Raw genomic sequence first — 17,989 nt, 5'->3', positions numbered from 1 at the left:
TTGCAAAAGCACACCGCTTTTCAAAATACATAAAAACATCAAAGGAGAAATGAGAAATGAAAAAAGTTTTGCTTGCTCTTATTCTAGTTTTAAGCCTCGGTGTCCTGGCTGCTTGTGGCAGTTCTGACCAATCTTCCTCCAAAGGCGACGAAAAAGCGGAAAAGAAAGACATTAAAATCGGCGCCACCGCTGGCCCTTACAGCGATATGGTGACAAAAGCGATCAAGCCTGTCCTTGAGAAGAATGGCTACAAAGTTGAAGTGGTTGAATTCAGCGACTACGTCCAGCCAAACCTTGCCCTTGGCAATGGGGATATCGACGCTAACCTGTTCCAGCACAAAATTTACATGGAAAACTTCGCGAAGCAAAACAATCTGGACCTTTCTGAACTTGTCATCGTCCCGACCGCTCCAATGGGGATTTTCTCTACTAAATTTAAATCAGTTGATGAAGTCGCGGACGGCAGCACGGTTTCCCTGCCAAACGACCCGACAAACCTTGCACGCGCACTCGGAGTCCTTGAAGATGCCAATCTGATCACAATTGACTCTTCCATTGATCCGCTGAAAGCGTCTGAAAAGGATGTAAAGGATAACCCAAAGAAGCTTAAGTTTACTCCAATCGAGGCAGCTCAGCTTCCACGCTCTGTTGAAAGCGTAGACCTTGCCCTTGTGCCAGGCAACTTCGCACTTGCCGCAAAAATGAACCTGCTCGACGCGCTTCAGCTGGAGAATATGCCGGATGACTACCGCAACCGCGTTGTCGTCAATAAGAAGGACCTTGATTCCCAACTGGCAAAAGACCTTCAGGCTGCGGTTGAGTCAGAAGAATTCGAAAAGACCATCGACAGCGACTTCCAAGGTTTCGGCAAGCCAGAATGGATGAAAAACCGCTAAGAAACTAGTGGGAAGTTTTACAATAATCATTTTTAAAATAACAAGAAGCCAGCACCGTTAACGGGCTGGCTTCATTTATAAGGAGATGATCAGGATGAAGCTTGAAGTTCGCGGAGCGCCAAATTATTATGCGTGTAAGTCCGGGATTCTCGAAACCCTCCCAAATATTCTTGCCAACCATGGATTACGAAAGCCCCTTTTGCTGACAGGAAAAAACTCATGGAACGCGTCAAAAGCTTTTTTCCCAAAAGGAATCGTTACGCGGCATGAAACCTATTCCGGCGAATGTTCAAATGAAGAAATAGAACGGATTGGCACGCTTATAAAGAATGATGGCCATGACGCAATCATCGCAATTGGCGGCGGGAAAGTACTTGACCTGGCAAAAGCCGCCGGAGACCTTGTTTCGGTTCCATTTATTTTGGTTCCAACTCTCGCGGCAACGTGTGCAGCCTGGACACCGCTCAGCGTGATTTATGACAATGACGGCCGATTCCTATACTATTCGATTTTTAAAGGAAGCGCCCTGGCCGTACTTGTCGAGCCGGCTATCCTGGCAGCCTCCCCTCACGCTTATCTTCGTGCCGGAATCGGGGATACGCTCGCAAAATGGTATGAAGCCGATGCATTACTCAGGCAAGTTGAAAATTGGACCGTACCTATGCAAATTTCGAGAGAATCAGCCCTCTTATGCAAAACGAATTTACTTGCCTTCGGTCAGCAGGCACTTGAAGCCGCGGCAACAGCAACCATTACCCCGGAACTAATAAAGGTCTGTGAAACGGTTATAATGGCAGGCGGAATGGTTGGAGGATACGGCGATCGGTTCGGGAGGATTGCCGGAGCCCATTCAATTCATAACGCCCTCACCCATTTACCCGAAACCCATCAGCACCTTCATGGGGATAAAGTCGCTTACGGCATCCTCGTCCAGCTAATGCTCGAGTGCCGGAAAGAAGAAGTTCTGGACTTACTTCCCTTTTATAAAAAAACCGGACTGCCATTCAGCCTTAGGAGCCTTGGCATCCTTTCCACCGAAAGCGCCGCCAAAGTCATTGCGGCCAATGCCCTTGCCCCAAACGAATCGATTCATTTCTTGGACATTCCATTGTCATCAGACATCGTGGTGGAATCAATACTGGAGCTTGAGATGATGGTAGGAGAATAGACGTCGGGTACCCTTCTGATAAGGGGTACTCTTTTACTGAAAAATCAAATCCGGCCCTCTTAAAAAGGGCCGGAGAGGCGGAATCCCGCCCTTTAATTGAAAAATCGTGTAACAATGATTCTCTTTTCGTTTACGATTCTTACATCTCACATAAATACACTTTTTCTGCATAACATCTTAACGACTGTGCAGATCTAAAAAGCAGTTCATCCCACTCTTCTTCAAATCGGTTGCATTTTTTTAACAATGCAAGCGGCACCTTTAAGTTTAAAAGCCGGCCACTCACCAGAAATCTCGTTACCCCCGCGGGCAGTTTCTCCCCATTAACCACATATTGTGCGATTGAATCATAATCTAATTTTCCATATGTAATGAGCACATCTTCATTTTGTGGCATGAATTCTGATTCTTGCGAAACCCTGATAACCCTATGCTGTTTTGTATAGCTTGATACGATAGTGTGCCAGCATTCTAAAAAGTGAGATGCGATATCATTTTGATATAAATAATGTCGTTCACCATTGTTTGTTACCATTTCTACAAAGATACTTCCTTCTTTTCTCTCTTTTACCCAAGGGAGCTTTGGGTTTTGAAGCAATTCTTTATACCAGTTTCCTCTTTTGACAAGATGATTCCATGCTGTAAAGGTAAACTCATCTTTCCCTACTTCCTGAACAGGAACATTTGTGCATCCAAGTTTTTTTAAACTAGTGAAACGGTGAACACCGTCAAGTACCAAATAGCGGTTATTTGATAGCCGCGTTACAATGATCGGATGCCGTAAAAATTGATCATTTTCAATACTCGAAATTATTTTTCCAAGCCGTGATGGTTCATAATCTTCATGAAGATCGACTAAATCTATAGGTAATAGTTTCAGTGAAGAAACAATGGTATCCATTAGAAATCCCCCTTCTAAGCGTTGAGTATACTTTCTGTCTCTAAAAACGTATGCTGTGGATGAGGATGGCTTAAGAAGTCATGATGTGAGATGGACCAGCCATATGCACCTGCATAGAGAAATACAATTACATCTCCAATTCGGAGTTGATCGATTGATACATCTTTTGCAAAAACATCTTTTGGCGTACAGAGCTGGCCAACGATAGTAACTTCCTGATTAACAACTGCTGTTAGTTCAAACGGATAATGCCACTTTTCAAAAGGAATCAATCCAAATGGATGATTGTGCTGCCATGATACTGGAAGGCGAAAATGCTGGGTGCCACCGCAAACAACAACAAATGTTTTACCATGGTTTTCTTTTATGTCAATGACTTCAACAGCATAATAACCGCAGGATGATGTTAAAAAACGGCCACATTCAAAAATAAGGGCAACATTCGACATGTTTTCCTGATCTATTAATTGCTTTAGTTCACCTGTAAAGTGTTCCCAATTGAATTGCTGGTCAAGATCGGAAAAGTTCACCCCAATCCCCCCACCAACATTAATGTATACAAGGGTAAACTCATATTTTTCTGACCAGTGTCTTGCTTTTTGAAAATAGATTCTTATAAGCTCAATATGCCGCTTATTGTCTAAGTTGTTTGAAATTGAGTGGAAATGAAAGCCTTCAAGCTGAATTGATTCGTATGACAAAGCTAACTGAATTGCTTCCTCTATTTGTGCTTCATCAATTCCAAATTGTGTAGGTCTGCCTGCCATGTGAAGCGTTGCTGAAGGAAATGGTCCGCGTAAGTTAACGCGAAGTAAAATGGATACTTTCTTATTATGTTGTTCAGCAATCATTGTTAGACGCTTTAATTCATTGATACTTTCAACGTGAAAAAGCTGAACATTTTCCAAAATCGCACTTTTTAATTCATTATCCGTTTTTCCGGGTCCACCAAAAATAACAGGTACATTCGAGTTTATTGCACGCGCTTTTTTCACTTCACCGATTGAAGCGACTTCAAATCCTTTCACAAAAGGATAAATTGTTCTTAAAATTCGTTCTTCTGAATTAGCTTTCATCGCATAATACATATGGCAGTTTTCCGGAAGAGTACGAGTGACAGATTCAACATGTTCCTTTAGATGATCAAGATCATAAATATAACTGCATACCGGCTCATCCATTTCTTCTTTTAAGAGCTGAATCGCTTCAATTACCTTTTTCATATACGGCTCTCCTCATTTTCAGTTTTCGGGACAAGTAAACTCCTTACGGATCGGAAGAAAACACCACGATCGTCACCCATAATAAGAGCTGCTGCACGTTTCTCGAACCATGCTTGTACATCCTGGGAACTTCTTGGAATTGCACAAAAGGGTATAGAATGGTGCATTGTTTTTTGATAGATTGTTTCAATCCCGGCTTTTACTAATTCAGAGCTTGTTTGCCAAGGCATTCCATAGGATTGTGATAAATCAGCTGCGCCTTCAAGCACCATGTCAATACCTGTTACAGACAAAATATCATCCAGATTTTCAATTCCCTCGTAATCTTCAATCATAAGGATTACCATAATTTCTTGATTTGCCTGCCCGATATAGTTTGTTAAGTTATCTTTACCGAATGCTGCCGGTCTTCCGCCGTTTAAACTCCGCATTCCAAGTGGATAATACCGGCTTGCGCGGACAGCCTTTTCAGCATCTTTCTTTGTACGAATATGAGGAACAACGACCCCTTTTGCTCCTGCATCAAGCGCCCGTAAGATCGCCCCTTCACTATTTTCACTTACACGGACAAACGGCGTTAACCCAACAACTTCAGCTGCCCGTATCATGTTTTCAACAGTTTCCGGGTTAATGGCTGCATGCTCGGTATCAATAATGACAAAGTTAAACCCTGCATGGCCGATCATTTCAACAATGAGCGGGTTTGGAATTGAACAAAAGATCCCAAACACCCTCTCATCGCTTTGAATCATGGCTTTGACTTTATTCTTCAGCATGTTGTTACCTCCCGAATTGTATAAAGCGGGTTTTTCGCATGTTGGATTCTAAGTTCAGTTTCAGGAAAAATTCTTCGCTTTGTAAGTTGCTCCACTTGAATGGTTTCTGCAAACAAATCAAACATCGAAAAACGTTCTTTTAAATGCGGAAAAAGGGATTGATAAGATTCGATTACATCACGCGCATTTTTCCAAAACTCCGTTTCCTGTACACCATAGTAATCTTCAAAAAAGAAAGCTATTTCCGACAGATTAATGAAAAAGAATGCATCATGAACAAAGTCACGAACAAGCTGAATATCATCCGTTTCAATGAATGAATTGCGGTTAACTTTTTTATGGACTTTCGGCGTCGGAATCAAATCAGGACACAATGACGGATTGGTAAGGGCGGTTTTTTTAAAGCGTATCCCATCATGGAAGTCCTTTAAGGCAAGGCGTACCGGCCATCCATTCTCGTGAATTAGCACCATATTTTGTGCGTGGGATTCCATTGCGACACCATGTGCATATAAAAGGTGAATAAGCGGTGTAATGGACACTTGAAGAAGCTGTTTTATCCATCTTTCTATTCCGTATCGCTTTACCCACTCATTGATAAGCGGTGTTCCATCTTTTTTGAAATGATAAAGCGCATTAAACGGGATTGCCTCCTCCTCTTCCTTCAGATACGAATGAATGCTTTCACGCCAAATACTGCCTAAAACTCCATATGTAGCTTCCTTTTCAAAAGATGGGCGATTTGGTTTATCGTAGACGACTCCCATCACCTCACGTAAAAGAACAAGCTTAAGCTCTTCTTTTAAAAAGTGATCACTTTCTTTAATCGTATTGAGCCAATCTGATATTTTCGCAGCGTTCCTGACGGTGTGTGGAGCTAAAACACGGTTTGTGGATGTGTTGGTAATACTCAATGGCAGCTTTACATAACATTTTGTCCGCTTTGTTTGATTAGAAAGGGTGCGAATGGACTGTTGGGGAACGTACTGGTCAGATCCCTCCCCCAATAAAATGATAGAAACTTTTTCCATTTCTCTGAAAAACTGAGGAATGATGACATTCTCCCACTGCCACGGATGAACAGGGATAAATATAAAGTCCGATGCATGCCGGTTTTTTTCATTTATTTTTTTTACAAACCGTTCAAAGTTACGCAGGCCTAGCTCTTGCTGGATAAACTCCTTATAGCTTATAGATTGCGAGATTGATAGGGCTGATTCGTTTTTATGCACGGCTACCCAAAACAACGATAGGCTTGGCTTAAAATCCGGTCCAAAGTTCATATGATCTTCTATTGAAAAACCAATTCTTGATTTATAAGAAGGATGATAAGGATGGCCTTCCATTGCCTCATTTTCTACTTCGTCATAGGTTACGGCCTTCAGATCATTAGATCGCTTCCAAAGATACTGGGCAACTGCATCCTTTATATGTGTCTCATTTAATTCTGTTATAAACATGGCGAGTCGATTTCTATCTGCATCAATTAGTGGTGCAATTTCTTCAAAAAAATGCGCAAATGATTCTGCTTCCATCTTTTCGTTATTTTTTTGGCGTAATATCGGATCCTTTGTTAACCTAAATCGATTAAAGCTTACTTTTTGTTTGCCATGACATATATATGTAACAGAGTCTCCAAATTTATCTTTACCATGAATGGTCAACTTCTCCATTCCGTTTTGTAAGGTCGTTCTCGTTGGCGTTACAATTTTTTCAAAAATTAATGATTCTATTAACTGACGAAAAATCCGTCTTATAACATCGAGATATTCTGCTGACTCAATAATTTTTTCTAAGTCTTTCATTAATTACGCTCCCTCACATTCATAAATCGGGTTTGGTATTTCAACAAATAATGGGCTTTCACCACATTCCTGAAAACGGCTTATTAAATTTGCTTTTGCAGGCAGAGTTTTACTTTGCAGCAGCTTATGGGCGTATGTTCGTAATGCAGGTGAAGTAGCCGTTCCCTCTATTTCCAGTAAAACGGAATGGACCACCCGCCATAGCTTGCGCTCATCATAATGATGGACCTTCCCTAGGCTTGAGATAAGATGGCCGAGATGATTCACAACAACATAATAGTTAAATCGAAACCATGCTTCTTCTTCACTGTATAAAACAGGGCTATCTTCAGCCAATAGCCCGCGAAGCCAACTGGAGGCTTCGGCCCTGTTACGCGATATGCTGACTCCTTCAAGGTCGCGGACATAGCATGTTTTAGGCCAGCCTTTAACAAATTGGATCACCGAATTTTGAACATGTGCTTCCAGGCTTACTCCTGTTTCAGCAAACAGCTTTAGCATCGGCGTTAATGTTATGGATAGATACTGCTTCAGCCAATCTTCTTCATTGTACTGATGCATTTTTAACAATCTTGCTAGCTCGCTCTCTTTCCATCCCGAGAGCTCTTCCAGAAGTGAGGCTGTTACATGAAGTTCTTCATCTTCCTTCTTCTTGAGTACATCAATTCCTTCACGAAAAAGGACTGCAGTATTTTGAATGAGTCGTTCATTTACTTCTTCAGAACTCTCTGGAATCGATAATGCACGGTAGCCACGTTCAATTAATATCTGAAAGGAATCCGTTTCATAGTTCTGACGAATATGTGCAATAACTTTCCCAGCATCCATCGTACGTTTTATCTGTTCTGAAGAATTCGTACGAATAAAGTTCGTAATTCTGACATGTAACGGCAATTTATAAAATGTATTTTGCGTTTTATCCCATACTGTTCTTATTGAAGAAGTCGGATATGTAGGCGCACCAAGCTTACCAATGTTTACAACCGCCCCTTTTGCAATGGCTGCCTGCAGCTCCCTAAAGCCTAACAAATAACGTGCCTGCCATGGATGTAGGGGAAGAAGCTTATACTTGTTATATTGTTCGCCTAATTTCTGCTTTACTTCTAGCAGTTCATGATTAGAAAGCGCATCTTCGAAATGAAGAGTCTCCCCCATTACCACGTCCTCAAGCAGGCATGTTTTTGAAACAGCAAAGTAATAAAGAGGAAACGAAGCACCAAGCTCAGGTCCAAACTCCACTAAATCATCTTCTGAAAAGCCTTCGGAACTTTTAGGTGTCGGATGAAACGGGTGTCCCAATAATAGGGATTGCTCAGAGTTTAAATAGACAAATCGTTTCTCTTGAGCATTCGTAATCGCATGTTCGAGATACTTCGCTGTTTTTTCCATACTGTTTTCTATGTGCCTTCGAAGCGTCTCCACTTTTTTCATCCTAAGCTGTCGATCATTCTCAAAATGTGAAATCTCTTCTATTATGATATCAATTACTTCTTGTGCAGTTATTTCTATAAAACTGGATTCTTCGGTTGCGTATACCCAGAATACTTTTCCAAATGTATGATGGCCAATTGGTGACCAATATTTAAACGAACCGGTAATCTTTTTTCCGCTATGTTTTAGCGAAATCATAAATTGTTCATTAGATATTCTCGGATCAAAGATACGATTTTCTCTCAAATAAGCGTTTAACAATCGTTCAACCGCAGCCCGTTCAGCTAGCTTCCTGCTGTGTGATTTTTTTTCAAGAACCTTTTGTTTCAATGAAACACCGCTTCCTCTCTATCGTTTATTAACTTGAGATAGCAATCCGTGGGAGATTGCAAAACCTTGCAACAGACATAATGCACTTCCAATAAAAACCGTACCCATAATGATAAATGAGACTTTAGGATCGAACATCCCGGTAGTCAAAGCCCCCATTATAGAGCCAACAACTTGCCCGCATACTAATAGGCTATTGGTTGCCCCAATTCGAACACCATGATTAGCATCAGTAGACGATTGAACAATAACCAACATTACGGATTGAACAAGCGCACTGAAGGTTAAGCCTTGTAACACACGGAAAGCAAACAATGCTGGCATACTTACAGCAACCGCTTGTAAAATCACACTAATTCCACAAACAACGGTTGCAATCATATAATTTCGTTCCACTTTAAAACGATCATTTTGTTTTCCCCACCATGGTGAACTCAATAGTGTTGCTGACCATAATGCTGTTTGCAAAAAACCAATCCACGTTGCTGCATGATCCGGCTTTTTTGCAACACTTTCTACTAACGGCGCAAGTGGTGTCACAAGACCAAACACTGCTAAATTAGCGGCAAAGCCTGCTATAATAAACCCTCTTGTTCTCGGATGGGAGAACATCGAGGCAAATACATGAGGAACACTGCTGTCCACTTCATCGGAACGAATATCTTTATCTCTATACCTATTTCTCTCTATTAATAGAAACCAAGCAGCACACGCACCGATTCCTGTTAATGCTCCCATCACAAATAAAAGTGGACGAAATCCATATAAATCAACGAATACCCCGCCTAAAAGCGGACCAGCCAATGAACCGGCTGCCACGGCGCTTTGAAGGCTTCCGAGCGCTTTCCCGCGCTGTTCCTCAGGTGCCTCTGAACCCGCAAATGCACTAGAAGCTTCGACAACGCCCCCAAGCGCCCCTTGTAAAAGGCGTACCCATAAAAACTGCAGTGGGCTTGTGACAACAGCCATTAGGAAAAGACAAGCACTTAATCCAAAGAGGGCACGCACCACCATTAACTTACGGCCAAAGCGGTCGCCAACTTTCCCCCAAAATGGGGAAGCGATGGCAGATGTAACGGCAGGTGCAGCAAGGACAATTCCACTCCAAAGCTGCTTCGATTGCATTGTTTTAACTCCAAGCTCCCCCATATAAATTGGCAGGAAAGGGATTAGCAATGTAAGCCCTGCAATCGCTAAAAATTTCCCACTCCAAAGAATGGCGAAGTTCCGCTTCCATTGAACGGCGTGATTCATTTCATCATCTTCTCCGACTGATAAAAGGGGTTATTAATTTCCCCAATACTGGAAGGCATGCTTCCGCCTCCTGAACCATTCCTTCTTAATAAAGGATCAAGCAGTCGCTTCATGGGCCATGTTTCCTTTAAAAAAAGAATGTTATAGATCACGTTCCGTTGTTTCACATCAAAATCTTGATCATGGATTGCCCTCCAAATGCTTTCTTTGACCATTTTCCAAAGAACGGCTTCTTCGAGGTGATAAACCGCACACAAGCTATCGATAATCGCATAAAGATTCACTTCAACAGCCAGCGTCTGAAAATAAGATAAAAAATCTTCGGGAGTTCGATTGATTAACGTATTAGGTGTATCTTTTCGAATGATATAATCGGGGTCTTCCAGGTTTGCTCTTTCCATCCACTCCGGATAAATCCGTACTGTGTCATGATCGCGAAGCAAGAATCCTATTAAACTACCGTCCTTTATCACTGCCACAACGTTTTGCCCATGCAATTCCGGCATAATACCGTATAGTAAGAAACGGGATGCAAACCTGGTGAATTCACTGCATAAAACGTCAAAAAGATTTGTTACGTTTTCCTGTGTAACTTCTTTGTCCTGCATGCCCAACCACTGTGAAAAGAGATGCTCCTCTTTTCCAACTGCCAATGCTGCCATTGAGACAAGCGTATACTCACAACCACTTACAAATTCACTCGGATAGCTCCGAATTTGACATGTTAAATGGCCAGGCTTATCTGCAAACAAATCTTGATCCTCCCCCTGAAAAGCCCACCAGTTTCGTTCATCACATATAAAAAGGCGATTCTTCAAATATCGGTCCTTATCTTTGGCTTGCTCTAGAAGACTTTGTCCTTTCTCACCATTCAATAAGTAACGTGTCGGCATAAGCCTTAGTGCGCCTAACGAAGATATACCGATCGGAAGTTTTAAATGGTAAGCCCCGGCATATTCATTTACAGGTACTAACGATCGAAGTGATGATGTTGCTGTAAACGAACCTGTCTGGACATCAATGGGTATACATATTTTTTGATTTATTTCTTCTTGATAAAGTTCCGCAATAACATTTGTTTTTTGCCACGGGTGAACAGGCATGGCAAAATAGTCTTTTCTGGATATACCTTCCTTTTCGAACGCTTCTGTCAACCGATCCTTCTCGTGCTCGGTTAATAGATCATTAAACACGGCTTCATTTGCTGCCTTCCCTATGCGAATATAATCCCTGCGGACAGCCAACCAGCTAAGCTTGAATGGCTGCTGAAATTCGGGGCTATACAAACGATACTCTTCTTCTGTCCATCCCTCCTTTGCTTTTGAAGTAGGATGAAACGGACGATCCCGTAGGGCAGCAAGCTGCTCTGTAGCAATAAATGATTCTATTTGATTGTCCTGAAATAGTTTAGCCGCCTTATATGCCATCGCAGTTTGTATGAGTGCAAGTGTTAACTCGCTTAAAAAATGATTAAGGTTATCCTCTGAGTAGCCGTTCACTTTTCCAAATGCATCAATTAACAGCCTGGCTGTTTCGAGTGAGTTAAGTACATGTAATTTATTTCTTTCCTTTAGTAGAAGATAGACGTGTTCTCCACTTAAACGGTAGGATTGCAACACTGAAAAACGGACTGGAAACACGATTGATTCATTCTCCGAAAGCGGAACTTCAAAAAGTGACTCTCCCTCTTCCAAGCTCAGGAAATCTACCGGGCCCTGAACGATTCTCCCGTTTTCACTTATTGAAAATAGATTTTCCAGAAGAAAAGCATCCAGTAAGTCTTTTATAATATGCTTTTCTGCTTCTTGATAAGAATTCTTTGTATGTATTGATAGATTTTCAACGGACAGCAACAGTCCAATCACTCCTTTTTAATAAAGATTTAACGCTGTTCCAACCTGTTTCTCTACCGCTCGTTTATAGACTGCATAAGCACTAGCTACATCTTCAATTGCCATTCCCATTGGGTTTAAAATAATGATTTCATCATCAAGTTCACGTCCAATTTTTTCACCCAACACGATTTCACCTAATTCAGCATAAAGGCGTTCTTTTGAAAATTTCCCTTCCTCAACTAATTGATTGATGACTTTCTTTTCACGATTGGCTTGTTCCCAATCATCCACAATCACTTTATCGGCTTGTAAAAAGACATCCTTTTTCACGTCCATAATGGATATGTTGCAAACAAATGCTCCTTTTTGAAGCCAGCTATACTCAATATACGGTTGATCTGTCACAGTACACGGTACAATTACTTCACCTTGCTTTACCGCACTTTCAGCTGTTTCATGGATAACGAAACGAACGGATGAATAGTTTTCTTTCCACTCAAGTGCAAAACTAGTTGCCGCTTGGCGGTTAACATCAAATAAATGAACTTCCTCTATTTGGGTAAACTGTTCTAGCAATGATTGTACTTGCTTATTAGCAATCAGTCCGCAGCCCACGATCGTGACCGATTTAAATGCTTTTTTAGCTAGATGCTTTGTCGCAACAACCGTTACTGCTGCGGTCCGCATGCTGCTAATTAAGCTTGCTTCAAGGACTGCAATTGGAAAATTTGTATTAGGATCATTTAGTATAATCAGTCCACTAGCCCGCTCTATTCCTCTTACAGTTGGATTGTCATGTTTACTTCCAATCCACTTTATCCCAGACACGGGGTCATCTCCCCCAACATAAGCAGGCATGGCGATAATGCGGTCGGCAATATGCCCCTCTTTTCCAGATGCTCGCAAATAGGGTTTTAACGGCTGAACAAAATCTTTTTTCCCGTGAAGACAAAGAGCATCTGTTAGTGCCTCCACATAAAGGTCTGAATGATCTCCCCCGACCTTAGCAATATCGTTTTTACTTAAATAAAGCATTGTTGGTGCCGCATTTTGTTCTATTGTCTTCGTTAAGATTTCTGTCTGAGTTTTCATTATGTTTCCCCTTTCATTTCTCTGTTGGAGATGTTAATTTCTCAAGCCATTCATCGTCATAAACCAAATCAAGGTATCGATCACCACGGTCAGGAAATAGAGTAACGACTCGTGAGCCATTCGGAAGTGAAGGCAGTATTTTATGTAATGCAGCTATAATCGAACCTGATGAGCCCCCCGCAAAAATTCCTTCTGTCTCAAGAAGCCTTCTACAACCAAGTGCTGATTCATAATCAGTTACATGAACGACTTCATCAATTTCTGCCTTATTTAGTATTTCAGGTACTCTGCTGGCTCCTATTCCAGGTAATTCCCGATCGGCTGGAGGTGAATTAAAAATCACTGAACCAGTTGCATCTACAGCTATTACTTTTATTTTCGGAAAACGCTCTCGTAATTTTCTGCTAATCCCCATAATGCTTCCCGATGTGCTGACAGGTGCGAGAAAATAATCAATGTTGTCGGGGAGCTGCTCTGCCAATTCAGTGCCAGCTCCATAATAATGTGACTTCCAATTATTTTCATTCGCATACTGATTGATCCATAAAGCATTTTGATTTTTGCCTGTAAGCTCGTTTACCCGCTTAATACGTGTCTTCAGGTAGCCGCCATGCTCATCTGGCTCCGTTACCATGTCAATGTTTGCTCCTAAACACTTCAAAATTTTCAGGTTTGTCGGTGAAATTTTTGGATCAACTACGCACGTTAACTTCAAGTTGAATAATGTAGCCATCATCGCTAGCGCAATGCCTAAATTTCCTGAGGTACTTTCAATTAAGTGAGTATCCGGGGTAATCGTTCCTTCTTTTAGGCCGTGCTCAATAATAAATCTTGCCGGCCGGTCTTTCATACTTCCGCCTGGATTCATATATTCAAGCTTTGCAAATATATCCACATCCCTGCCAGGAAATAACCTTTTCAATGACACAACCGGAGTATTTCCGATGCAATCAGCAATCGACTGTTTAATTGCGTGATCCATTAACTTATTACTTTGTAGCGTACTCATACCTATCCTCCCTTGTTGCCTATTTCGTGATAATGATAATCACTATCAACTAAAATGTTAATTGATAATGATTGTCATTGTCAATTAAACGAAAGCCCTACATTTTAAATATTAAAATAAGCAAAAGTATTCTCTATTCTTACAAATTAAGTTACCAATACACAAAAGTATGGGATGTAACTACTAAACTAAATCGGCTCTTTCGCACTATAGTAATCCACCTTTTTACTTATATGTAATCAGAAGTAATTTTGAAGGCCTGGTATAGGCCACTTTTAAATCCCTTGGCATGGTTGGTGTTTTCATTCCATAAAAAAAGCTATTCCATAAAAGGCTCACCGCCCAATGGAATAGCTTCTCTTTAAAGCAAATTCTTTTCAATTTCTTTCATTTCATAGAAATACCCTTTGTTCCGCATTAACTCTTCGAATGTTCCGGACTCAATGATTCTCCCTTGTTCCATGACGATAATCTTGTCCATTTTTTCGAGTCCGTTGAGGCGGTGGCTGACGAGAATCAGCGTGTCATCCTTTGCTTGCTCGAACAGTTGGCTATATATGAATTGCTCGGTTATTGCATCGATCGAAGATGTTGGTTCATCCAGGAACCAGTTGCACTTTCCTTTCAGCATGGCGCGAGCGATTGCGAGCCTCTGTTTTTCACCGCCAGAAAGATTTTCTCCTTTTTCAAAAACCGGGTCTTCCAGCAAAAAATGGCCAAGCTTTACTTTTTGCAACGCGGCTTCCATTGCATCATCAGTCAGTTCATCACTGGCTAGCTGCAAATTGCTTCGAATCGTTCCATAGAAGAAATGATTCTCCTGCAACACAACATTGGCCTCTCTCCAGAGGTTTTCCTGGCTAATATGAGAAATCGATTGATTGTCGATACGAATATCTCCTTGATCAACAGGATAAATTTTCAAAAGAAGTTGAAGCAAGGTTGATTTTCCGGATCCACTTGGGCCGACAATGGCTATTTTCGAACCCGCTGGCAATTGGATTGTAACGTCATCTAGAGCCTTTCTCCATTCATTTGGAAAAGTAAAGCTTACATGGTCCGCTTCGATGGAAAAAGCCTCGTTCGGAGGAAGCGCCCCCGCAAAGACCTGTTCTTTTTCGCCAACTTTCTCCCCTCGAACAACAGAGTTCAACCGCTCCGCTGCCCGCCTGCTATCATTCAAATAGATTGGGAAAACAGCCATTGTACCTGCATCCTCGAAAACAGTAATGGCAATCAGGACAAGCATGGCTAGAAAGAGTCCATCCATTTTGCCAGCCGAAACTAGGTAAGCCCCGACTCCTAAAACAGTCCAAGTAATGAAAAGTGAAATAAACGTATTCATTGAGTGGCTGTAGGCAATATTGTTTTCCTCGGTTTCCTGCTCTCCGATATATCTTTGGGACGTTTCAATGAGTTGCTGCTCTTTTTCCTCGAGCTTCTGGTATATTTTCAAATCATGAAAACCGTGTAAAAGCTCAGCCGCTTCTGTTGACAGTTCTCCTCTCTCTTCACGTACCCGGCTAGTAACTTTGCGCAGTTTCACGGCAAACAAAGCAGGTACAATAAAGGTCGTCAACAAAAATCCGATTACCAGAATGACGGTTGTATAGATGGAAAAGTAAATGGTAAATAAAATGGTGCTTAAAAAGACCATCATCAGTACAATCGGTGGATAGAAAACACGCAAAAAGTAATTCTGCATTGTTTCAACATCGCCAACAATGCGCGATAGCAAGTCACCACTTCTGTATTTCCCGAAAATCCCCGGTGCCAATGGCTCCAGCTTTTCAAAAAAAGATACCCTTATGTTACTTAAAATCGTAAATGTAGCCCGATGAGAATAGTAACGTTCTACATAACGGGTCATTGCTCTAATGAAGCCAAGCAGCTTCACCGTTGATGCGAGAATGACCAAGGCATACAGTGGCGGTGCGAGTGCGGCTTTTGAAATCAGATAGCCACTCGCGGCAAACAGGCCAACTGCTGCAATACCGGCAATAAAGCCAGCAATAATCGAATAGAGGATATCCCTTTTTTCCTTCAGCATTAATTTTGTGACATGTACCAAATCCTTCATTGAGCCATCCCTCCCTGCTGAATGGCAACCATTTCACGATAGGCCGACACTTCTTTGATTAATTGTTCATGTGTTCCTGCCCCAAGCACTCTCCCACTGTCCATAAAAAGAATCAAATCCGCATTTTTTATCGTATGGAGCCGGTGGGCAACCGTAATGACAGTTGCATGCTGCGACAATTTTTCAATAGATGCCTGTAAAATCCGTTCCGTATAAAGGTCAAGCCCTGTTGTCGGTTCGTCAAAAAGGATGACGGATGGCTTTTTCAGAAAAGCCCTTGCCAATGCGAGCCGCTGTTTCTCGCCACCCGACAGCCCTCTTCCTGCTTCTCCGACACGGGTATCATATCCGTCTTCAAGTGACTCTATCAAACTAGCAATCCCCGCCTGTTCAGCAGCTTGTCTAATATCGCTTTCGGCAGCGGTGGAATTTCCGCCAATCGAAATATTTTCCGCAATTGTCCCGGAAAAAATATACGGGTGCTGCGAAATATAGGACAGTTCATTAAACCATTGGTCCTCTTTATAATTTTCCAAAGGGTTTCCATTCACGATGACGTTCCCGGATGCGGGAGCAATCAGGCCGGCAATAATATGCAACAATGTCGTTTTTCCGGAACCACTCGGCCCCACTATGGCTATTCGGCTATGTGGCGGTAGCTCTGCATTTATATTGTTCAATGCAAATTCTCCCTCGCCATAGCTGAAGTTAACGTCTTTTAAAACGATCTCGGGCGGGGTCTCCCCCTTCCCTATAGTTAATGCTCCCCACTTCAGGGGAGGCTGGTCTGTTTCTTGTAATTCCTCTTTTATCTTTTTCAATGCCCCCATACTGCTGCGGCCATTGTGAAAAGCAGACCCCAGTTCTTTAAGCGTTGCGTAATATTCCGGTGCGAGGAGCAAAACAACGAAAGCAGTAAAGAATGTAATTCCATCAAACACAATCAGCTGCAGTGCAATTTCAAGCGCAATGAGTCCAATACTCAACATCGAAATCAGTTCAAGCATAAAGGAATTCGTAAAGGCAACCTTTAATATTTCCATCGTCGCTTCCCTGAAATTCAGGCTACTTTCCTGAATTACGTCCTTTTGCTGCCTGGCGCGCCCAAATAATTTAAGGGTTACAAGTCCTTGTAATGTATCGAGAAATTTCCCCGAAAATGCCCCGAGCTTTTCCAGCTGTTCTTCGGACTTCTTCTTCGTTTGAATCCCAATAATAATCATAAAAATTGGAATAAAAGGCGTGGTAATCAGCATAATAAGCCCTGAATTTGTATGCTGCGTGAAAATCACGATAAGGATCAGGAGCGGGATGATCGTTGACTGAATGACTTGTGGCATATACTGGCTATAGTAGCTATCCACTTCGTCAACAGCATCCATGATCATACTAACCTTTTTTCCTGATTGTCCACGTAATGAGGATTGAATGGGGTTTCGGATGTAGTTGCTTAAAAGGGATTTGCGATAATCACTTTTCACCTTGGAACCCATGCGTATTCCCACACGCCGACTAAAATAGCTGAATAAGACCCTTCCAAATAGGATGAACAATAACCACCCCAACATCGGAAAGATTTCACGAAAGGCCTGCCCTTTTAAAAATACGCCATCAATTATTGAGACAATCAGATATGCCTGCCCTAAAATCATGGCACCTGTGAGCATGGATAATAAAAAGAGGTATATGAAGCTTTTTTTGCGTGTCGAAGCCAAACTTTTAACGTTATTCATTCCATTCCTCCTCTAGTGAAGTAAAGGTTTAGGGGCATAATAAAAACCCCCAAAATGTTCTATTTTGAAGGCTTGGGACACGTCCAGTATCGGTTTCCGGACTCACACGGCCTCGGTTTAAGCATCCTCTAAACCGTCCAGCAATTTTCCTGCATATTTTTCAGAATCTTAAAGTATGTACTTTTTTCACAAACAATGAATTGAAAGCTAATTAAGCAATTTGCACTTTATTCTAGTATACCATTTAAAACAATTAAAACGAATAAAAGCGATTAATCTGGGTATAAGGCAAAAAGATAGAACCCTCCTGCGGCCCCGTTTCCATAAAATAGATTAATTCTTGAGTGTCTTGATTTCTATTGATTTGATTTGATTTAAAATTGAAAAATTAGGCACTGAGCATGGTAGCAATCTGTTGCAAAAAAACAGGATCCCCCTACTATCCTTTTTTCCTTT

Annotated in this window: 13 protein-coding genes; 2 read left to right on the top strand and 11 right to left on the bottom strand. The window is 41.7% G+C overall.

Annotated elements, in window-relative coordinates:
• Positions 1 to 56 precede the first annotated feature (56 nt).
• Positions 57 to 896 (top strand): MetQ/NlpA family ABC transporter substrate-binding protein, encoded by an 840-nt coding sequence (locus tag ADU24_RS09025; RefSeq protein WP_053366315.1) that lies wholly within the window; start codon positions 57 to 59, stop codon positions 894 to 896.
• A gap of 94 nt (positions 897 to 990) precedes the next feature.
• Entirely contained in the window at positions 991 to 2,064 is a 1,074-nt protein-coding gene (locus ADU24_RS09020) for an iron-containing alcohol dehydrogenase family protein (RefSeq protein ID WP_053366314.1), read from the top strand.
• A 139-nt stretch (positions 2,065 to 2,203) separates the two neighbouring features.
• Here the strand turns inward: ADU24_RS09020 and ADU24_RS09015 are convergent, their stop codons facing one another.
• The 11 genes from ADU24_RS09015 to cydD form a co-directional block, all read right to left on the bottom strand.
• On the bottom strand, positions 2,204 to 2,965 hold the full coding sequence (locus tag ADU24_RS09015) for a ParB N-terminal domain-containing protein (RefSeq protein ID WP_053366313.1): 762 nt from the start codon (positions 2,963 to 2,965) through the stop codon (positions 2,204 to 2,206).
• Between the two features lie 14 nt (positions 2,966 to 2,979).
• Positions 2,980 to 4,188, bottom strand: a complete 1,209-nt coding sequence (locus tag ADU24_RS09010) for a type III PLP-dependent enzyme (RefSeq protein ID WP_053366312.1) — start codon at positions 4,186 to 4,188, stop codon at positions 2,980 to 2,982.
• Positions 4,185 to 4,964 carry an HpcH/HpaI aldolase family protein gene (locus ADU24_RS09005; RefSeq protein ID WP_053366311.1) on the bottom strand — a complete coding sequence of 260 codons (780 nt, stop codon included), beginning with the start codon at positions 4,962 to 4,964 and terminating at the stop codon, positions 4,185 to 4,187. The genes ADU24_RS09010 and ADU24_RS09005 overlap by 4 nt, the downstream gene beginning before the upstream one ends.
• A complete protein-coding gene (locus ADU24_RS09000) occupies positions 4,958 to 6,769 on the bottom strand; it encodes an IucA/IucC family protein (protein ID WP_053366310.1) in 1,812 nt (603 codons plus the stop codon). The genes ADU24_RS09005 and ADU24_RS09000 overlap by 7 nt, the downstream gene beginning before the upstream one ends.
• A gap of 3 nt (positions 6,770 to 6,772) precedes the next feature.
• Entirely contained in the window at positions 6,773 to 8,530 is a 1,758-nt protein-coding gene (locus ADU24_RS08995; RefSeq protein ID WP_053366309.1) for an IucA/IucC family protein, read from the bottom strand.
• A gap of 18 nt (positions 8,531 to 8,548) precedes the next feature.
• Entirely contained in the window at positions 8,549 to 9,784 is a 1,236-nt protein-coding gene (locus ADU24_RS08990; RefSeq protein ID WP_053366308.1) for an MFS transporter, read from the bottom strand.
• Complete coding sequence (locus tag ADU24_RS08985) at positions 9,781 to 11,637, bottom strand: IucA/IucC family protein (RefSeq protein WP_053366307.1); 1,857 nt, start codon at positions 11,635 to 11,637, stop codon at positions 9,781 to 9,783. The genes ADU24_RS08990 and ADU24_RS08985 overlap by 4 nt, the downstream gene beginning before the upstream one ends.
• Positions 11,638 to 11,655: 18 nt before the next feature.
• Positions 11,656 to 12,654, bottom strand: a complete 999-nt coding sequence (sbnB, locus tag ADU24_RS08980; protein WP_053368857.1) for a 2,3-diaminopropionate biosynthesis protein SbnB — start codon at positions 12,652 to 12,654, stop codon at positions 11,656 to 11,658.
• A gap of 70 nt (positions 12,655 to 12,724) precedes the next feature.
• Positions 12,725 to 13,720: a 2,3-diaminopropionate biosynthesis protein SbnA gene (gene sbnA / locus ADU24_RS08975; protein WP_053366306.1), complete on the bottom strand. Its 996-nt coding sequence runs from the start codon at positions 13,718 to 13,720 to the stop codon at positions 12,725 to 12,727.
• A gap of 361 nt (positions 13,721 to 14,081) precedes the next feature.
• Complete coding sequence (cydC, locus tag ADU24_RS08970) at positions 14,082 to 15,800, bottom strand: thiol reductant ABC exporter subunit CydC (protein ID WP_053366305.1); 1,719 nt, start codon at positions 15,798 to 15,800, stop codon at positions 14,082 to 14,084.
• Positions 15,797 to 17,533: a thiol reductant ABC exporter subunit CydD gene (cydD, locus tag ADU24_RS08965; RefSeq protein WP_053366304.1), complete on the bottom strand. Its 1,737-nt coding sequence runs from the start codon at positions 17,531 to 17,533 to the stop codon at positions 15,797 to 15,799. The genes cydC and cydD overlap by 4 nt, the downstream gene beginning before the upstream one ends.
• Positions 17,534 to 17,989: the final 456 nt, after the last annotated feature.

Source organism: Bacillus sp. FJAT-27245 (assembly GCF_001273955.1).
GTDB lineage: Bacteria > Bacillota > Bacilli > Bacillales > Cytobacillaceae > Bacillus_D.
This window is presented reverse-complemented; position numbering and strand designations above follow the sequence as displayed.